Genomic DNA, 6,173 nt, shown 5'->3' on the forward strand with positions numbered 1-6,173 from the left:
ATCAGGCAGCGGATGGGGTGGCAGGCGGGGCGGTAAGGGGTGCCGGGGTCAGGCTGGCATCGAGCGCGCCGAACTGGCACAGGTGCTGCAGCTCGCTACGCGCTTGCTCCAGCGAGTCAAAGCGCTCCAGAAACTTGGATGGCACCTGGTTGGTGGTGCCGCCGGGGCCATCCTCGATCACCTGCACCTTGGTCTCGCGCAGCAACTCGCCCACGGCAAAGCGGGCCAGCAGGCGGCCGCAGAAGTGGTAGTCCCAGGCTTCGAGCAGGGTGATGTCGGCATTGGGCTGCGTGCGGTACTGGCCGGGCTTGCTGGTCAAGATCACAAACATGGGCGGTCCTCAGGCTGCAGGGGTGGCGGGCGCTGTGCCTGCGGGCTGGGTGGCGCTGGCGGTACCGGCGTTGGTGGCCGGCAGCGGCACTTGTTCCAGCTCCAGGTCCTGCTCGGGCCAGAGCTGGCAGACCAGGCGGAAGCCCTCGTCCAGATGCGCGCCCAACTGCTTCTTTTCTTTCCAGTTCGGCGCCGGCAAATGCTCAGCCCCCGCCAGCACCTTGCAGGCGCAGGTGGCGCACTTGCCCATGCCGCACTGGTAGGCCAGGTGGGGATAGGGGAACTGCTTGATCCCCGCGCGCACCACCAGGTTGGCGCCGGTCTTGACCTCGCCTTGGAAGGTCTGTCCGTTCTTGTGAAAGGTGATCTGGGGCATGGCATCCTCCGCATTGCAATTACGTATACTGTATACAACTGGATGTTGTGCTTGTATTAGGGATAACCTGATGCAAAGGGAATTGGGGCTGCATGGGTGCACCTGAAAACGATGGAATATCAAGGGGATGTGGCTATGAGATGACGGTGCGTAGCTCTGAGATTTGCTGGGGATAGGGGTAAGCACTGAGGCGGAAGAGGGTGTGAAAACATTGACCATGTTTTCTGTATACAGTATTCTAACTTCGTCGCTTGGATCGGTTTGACTTGGCGACGACCCCAACATTTCAGAGGAACCCGCCATGACCAGCACATTGATGAACCGCGACGAATTCCGCGCTGCGCTTGAAAATGCCATCAAGGGCAAGAGCGCCAACAAGGCCCCTTTCAGCGTGGCCTGGGCCACTGGCCGCCTGAGCCGTGAGCACCTGGCGCGCTGGGCCGAGAACCACTACCACTACGTAGGCCCGTTTGCCGACTACCTGGGCTATCTGTATGCCCGCACGCCAGACCATATGACGGAGGCCAAGGACTTTTTGCTGGCCAATATGTATGAGGAAGAGATTGGTGGCGACCGCCACACCGATCTGCTGATCCGCTTTGCCGAGGCCTGCGGCACGACGCGTGAGCGCGTGGTCGACCCCAACAACATGTCGCCCACCACACGCGGCCTGCAGTCCTGGTGCTATGCGATTGCGATGCGCGAAGACCCGGTGGTTGCGGTGGCCGGGCTGGTCGTGGGCCTGGAGTCGCAGGTGCCGTCGATCTACCGCAAGCAGACGCCCACCTTGCGTGACAAGTACGGCTTTACCGATGAAGAGGTCGAGTTCTTTGACCTGCACATCGTCTCGGACGAAATCCATGGCGAGCGTGGCTACCAGATCGTGCTGGAACACGCCAACACGCCCGAGCTGCAAGCCAAGTGCCTGCGCATCTGCGAGATCGGCGCCCAGATGCGCCTGCTCTACACCACGGCGCTCTACCACGACTATGTCGCCAAGGACCTGCAGATCTCGCAGGAAGAGCTGCTGGCCGCCTGAGCCTGGCGGCACCCCCTTGCCCCGCGCAGCGGCGCACCCTTGCGGCCGCCGCTGTGACCGACCCCTCACCTCTCCAAGACCTCCCGACCATGGCCGACACCGTGCAAACGTTTCTGAACTATATCGACGGCGCCTGGGTGCCCTGCCTGCTGGGCAGCACCTTTGACAACCTCAACCCCGCCGATACCCGCGATGTGGTGGGGCGTTTTCAGGCCTCGGGCCCGGCTGACGCCGAGGCCGCGGTGCAGGCCGCGCAAAAGGCCTTTGACGGCTGGCGCAAGCTGGCCATTGGCAAGCGCGCCAAGATCCTCAACGACGCGGCCAGCTACCTGGAAAAGAACGTGGAGCAGTTTGCCCAGGAGCTGACCCGCGAGGAGGGCAAGCAGCTGAGCCAGGCGCGCGACGAGTTTCTGCGCAGCGCGCAAACCTTTCGTTTTTATGCCACCGAAGGCCAGACCCTGGGCGGCGAGACCTACCCGCAGGACGATGCCAATATGCATGTGTTCAGCCACCGCGAGCCGCTGGGCGTGGTGACGGTGATCTCGCCCTGGAACTTCCCTGCGTCCATCCCGGCGCGCAAGCTGGCGCCGGCGCTGATCACCGGCAACACGGTGGTGTTCAAGCCCTCGTCAGATGCGCCGCTCTCGGGCCTGCGCCTGGTCGAGGCGCTGGAGCAGGCGGGCGTGCCCGCAGGTGTGGTCAACTGCGTCACCGGCCGCGCTGGCGAGGTGGGGCCGGTGATCACCAATTCGCAGGCCATCCGCGCGATCTCGTTCACCGGCTCGACGACGGCGGGCACCCAGATCCACCGCACCGTGCACCTCTCCACCCGCTTGCAGATGGAGCTGGGCGGCAAGAACCCGCTGATCGTGATGGAGGACGCCGACCTCAACCTGGCGGTGGACCTGGCGATCAAGGGCGGCTTCTCACTGACCGGACAGGCCTGCACCGGCACCAGTCGCATCCTGGTGGTGCCCAGCGTGAAGGCGGCCTTTACCGACAAGCTGCTGACGCGCGTGTCCCAGCTCAAGATCGGCAACGGCATGGCACCGGGCATGGACCTGGGCCCCTTGGCGACGGAAAAGCAGCTGCAGACCGTGCAGCGCTACATCGACATCGGCAAGAGCGAGGCCCGCTGGCTCTGCGGCGGCGAGCGGCTCACCGGCGGTGAGTTCGACCATGGCTACTACCTGTCGCCCGCAGTGTTCACCGATGTGAAAAACAGCATGCGCATTGCGCAGGAAGAGATCTTTGGCCCGGTGCTGGCGATCATCGAGGTGGCCGATTTTGACGACGCGCTGCGCCAGGCCAACGACTCGCAGTACGGCCTGTCGGCCAGCATCGTCACGATGAACCCGCGCTACATGCATGTGTTCACCAACGAGATCCAGGCGGGCACCGTCAAGATCAACCGCACGACCACCGGCAACCTGGTCAATGCGCCCTTTGGCGGGCTGAAGAACTCCAGCACCTCCACCTTCCGCGAGTCCGGCCGCGCCGGCCTGGAATTTTTTACCCAGATCAAGACCGTCTACCGCGGTATCTGACACCTGACAGCAAGAGGAAACACGATGAAAAGCGCACTGAAACTGGAACTGGCAGAAGCCCGTGTGATGTCCCTGGCCGCACTGGCCAAGGCCAAGGAAATTGGCGTGACCGAGACGGTCTGCATCACCGACGAAGGCGGCTTTCCGCTGGTGCTCGAGCGCATGGATGGCGCCCGCGTCACCGGCCCGCAGATCGCCTGGAACAAGGCCTTCACGGCGGCAGGGCACAAGCGCTCCACGCACCTGTTCAACACCTTGCCCAATGGGCCGGCGCTGCCGGGCAACGAGGCCTTTGGCATTCAGTGGAGCTTTGAGGGCAAGTTTGCCGTCTTCGTGGGCGGCTACCCCATTGTCGTCAACGGCGAGGTGATTGGTGGCGTGGGCCTGTCGGGCGGCAATGGCGAGCAGGACACCGCCTGTGGTGTGGCCGCCTTGCAGGCGCTGAAAGACCACCTGGGCGCCACCGCCGATGTGCTGGTGCAGGCCGACATCAAGAAATAAGCGCCAGGGACAACCGAGCTGAGGTCTGCGATGAACTACCGCGTACAGTGGCTGCAGACGCAGCAATCGTTTGACGTGGGCGCCGATGAATCGGTGCTCGACGCCGCCACGCGCCAGGGCGTGGCGCTGCCCCATGACTGCACTTTTGGCGGCTGCGGCAGCTGCCGCATGAAGGTCGAAGAGGGCCAGTTTGCCTATGCCGATGGCGAGCTGCCGCTGGCCATGGGCGAAGACGAGCACGCCCAGGGCTATGCGCTGGCCTGCCAGGCCCGGGCGCAGTCCGACCTGGTCATCAGCATCGCGACCGGGCCGGACAGCTCCGCACCCACCCGGGTGCGGGCCACGGTGGCCGAGCTGCGCATGCACACGCCCGATATCTACCACCTGGCGCTCGACCTGCCCGAGGACCATGGCCTGCGCTATGTGCCCGGCCAGTACCTGAACATCTGCCTGCCCGGTGGTGCGCACCGCAGCTTCTCGATGGCCACACCGCTGCAGGGCCGGCGCGTCAGCCTGCAGATCCGCAGGATTGCCGGCGGGCGCTTTACCGATGGCCTGCTGGCGACGACGACAGTGGGTGATGTGCTGGAGCTGGAACTGCCCCATGGCAGCTTTTACTACCGCGCGCAGGACTACCAACCAATGGTGTTTGCCGCCACCGGCACCGGCTTTGCGCCGATCAAGGCGATTCTCGAATCGCTGCTGGGCGATGCCGACTGCCCGCCGATCCACTTCTACTGGGGCATGCGCAGTGAGGCCGATCTTTATTTGCTCGATGAGATCGCGGCCTGGGCCGGGCAGCTGTATGAGTTCAGCTTTGTGCCGGTGCTCTCGCGCCCGTCTGACCTCTGGACTGGCCGGCGCGGCTATGTGCAGGACGCCATTGCCGAGGACTTCGAGGACCTGTCCGAGTATTCGATCTACCTGTGTGGATCGCCCTCTATGATTGCCGATGCGAAAGCGCTGATGGCGCTGTCGGGCGCGGCGCTGGACAAGATCTACAGCGACAGCTTCATCTTCCAGAACGAAGCGGCCGCCGTGGCCGAGTTGAGCGAACAAAGCTGAGGAACCACACCATGGATCTGGGATTGACGGGCAAGGCCGCGCTGGTCTGGGGCGGCAGCAAGGGCATGGGCTATGCCGCCGCGCGCCAGCTGGCGCTGGAAGGGGTGGACGTGGTGATCGCCGCGCGCACCGAAAGCAGCTTGCAGGCGGCGGCGCAGGCCTTGTCGGCCGAATGTGGCCGCCCTGTGCGCTATGTGGTGGCCGATATCACCCAGAAGGCGGGCCGTGAAGCCGCACTGGCTGCCTGCCCGCAGCCGGACATTCTGGTCAACAACTCGGACGGCTACCCGCCCGGCGACTTCCGGGAATGGACGGACGAGACCTGGCACGCGGCGCTGGACATGATGATGGTCGGCCCCATCGACATGATGCGCCGCGTGGTCGATGGCATGCAGCAGCGCGGCTACGGGCGCATCATCAATATCGTCTCGCGCAGCGTCAAGGCGGCGCATGCGGAGCTGGGCCTGTCCAATGGCGCGCGCTCGGGCCTGGTCGGTTTTGTCGCAGGCCTGGCGCGCCAGACGGTGCGCCACAACGTCACCATCAACAATGTGCTGCCCGGCGCATTCGACACCGATGCCCAGGCCCGCCACATCGACAAGCTCGCCCAGCAAAGCGGCCGCTCGCCGGCCCAGGTGCGCCAAAGCCGCGAGGCCGCCAACCCCGCCGGCCGCTTTGGCCAGCCCGAAGAAGTCGGCGCGCTGATCGCCTACCTGGCATCGCAGCACACCGGCTATGTGACCGGGCAGAGCTGGCTGATCGACGGGGGCGAGTATCCGGGCACTTATTGACAAAGGACAAAGCCGGGGCTGCTGGGTGGCCTGGCTTTGCCATGCAAGCGCGCAGCTGGCCTTGTCTGCGTCCGTTCTAAAGCCCTGCTGCGGTGTGCAGCTGCTTACGGGGCGATGGGCTTGATTCGTTATACTTGCAGTCTTGCCTTGGGTGATCCAGGGCGTTTTGCTTTTTACCGGTGCAGCTGCTCTTGGCGGGTCTGCACTTTTTTCTGCGCCAGCCTCTGTTTATGACCGAACCGACCCTCCCCACCTCTTCTGATGCTTCCGCACCGGCACCAGCTGCGGCAGCGCCCGCAGCGGGCGGTGATACGCGTCGCCAGCCCAAGCAGGAGCGCCGCGAGCGCCCTGCAGGCCAAGCGCCGGTGCTGAACTCGGCCATGGCCGATGCACTGCGCGCGGCCACCAAGGGCCACGCGCTGGAAGTGGCTGCTGCGCCAGCAGCCCCGGTTGAGGCCGATGCCGCGCCGGTGCAGCGCCAGGCGCGCAGCGAGCGCCCCGCCCGCACGGGCCAGGCGCCCCGC

7 protein-coding genes and 1 pseudogene are annotated in these 6,173 nt (G+C 64.9%); 6 read left to right on the top strand and 2 right to left on the bottom strand.

Features of this window, described 5'->3' with window-relative positions; genetic code table 11:
• Position 1: 1 nt before the first annotated feature.
• Together WH265_RS24095 and WH265_RS24100 are read right to left on the bottom strand one after the other, a co-directional pair.
• Entirely contained in the window at positions 2 to 331 is a 330-nt protein-coding gene (locus tag WH265_RS24095) for a ferredoxin (RefSeq protein ID WP_339559913.1), read from the bottom strand.
• Between the two features lie 9 nt (positions 332 to 340).
• Entirely contained in the window at positions 341 to 706 is a 366-nt protein-coding gene (locus WH265_RS24100) for a 2Fe-2S iron-sulfur cluster-binding protein (RefSeq protein ID WP_021024718.1), read from the bottom strand.
• 301 nt (positions 707 to 1,007) lie between these two features.
• Here WH265_RS24100 and WH265_RS24105 point away from each other — a divergent pair, with 301 nt between their 5' ends.
• The 6 genes and pseudogenes from WH265_RS24105 to WH265_RS24130 form a co-directional block, all read left to right on the top strand.
• Entirely contained in the window at positions 1,008 to 1,745 is a 738-nt protein-coding gene (locus WH265_RS24105; protein ID WP_116927629.1) for a TenA family transcriptional regulator, read from the top strand.
• 89 nt (positions 1,746 to 1,834) lie between these two features.
• Positions 1,835 to 3,292: an aldehyde dehydrogenase family protein gene (locus tag WH265_RS24110; RefSeq protein ID WP_339559914.1), complete on the top strand. Its 1,458-nt coding sequence runs from the start codon at positions 1,835 to 1,837 to the stop codon at positions 3,290 to 3,292.
• 24 nt (positions 3,293 to 3,316) lie between these two features.
• Positions 3,317 to 3,793: a GlcG/HbpS family heme-binding protein gene (locus WH265_RS24115; protein ID WP_116927572.1), complete on the top strand. Its 477-nt coding sequence runs from the start codon at positions 3,317 to 3,319 to the stop codon at positions 3,791 to 3,793.
• A gap of 30 nt (positions 3,794 to 3,823) precedes the next feature.
• Positions 3,824 to 4,858: a 2Fe-2S iron-sulfur cluster-binding protein gene (locus tag WH265_RS24120; protein WP_339559915.1), complete on the top strand. Its 1,035-nt coding sequence runs from the start codon at positions 3,824 to 3,826 to the stop codon at positions 4,856 to 4,858.
• 11 nt (positions 4,859 to 4,869) lie between these two features.
• A complete protein-coding gene (locus WH265_RS24125) occupies positions 4,870 to 5,649 on the top strand; it encodes an SDR family oxidoreductase (protein WP_339559916.1) in 780 nt (259 codons plus the stop codon).
• Positions 5,650 to 5,879: 230 nt separating this feature from the next.
• Positions 5,880 to 6,173, top strand: a pseudogene (locus WH265_RS24130) (hypothetical protein); the annotation flags it as partial.

The sequence above is a fragment of the Comamonas sp. MYb396 genome, from assembly GCF_037479555.1.
Lineage (GTDB): Bacteria > Pseudomonadota > Gammaproteobacteria > Burkholderiales > Burkholderiaceae_C > Comamonas.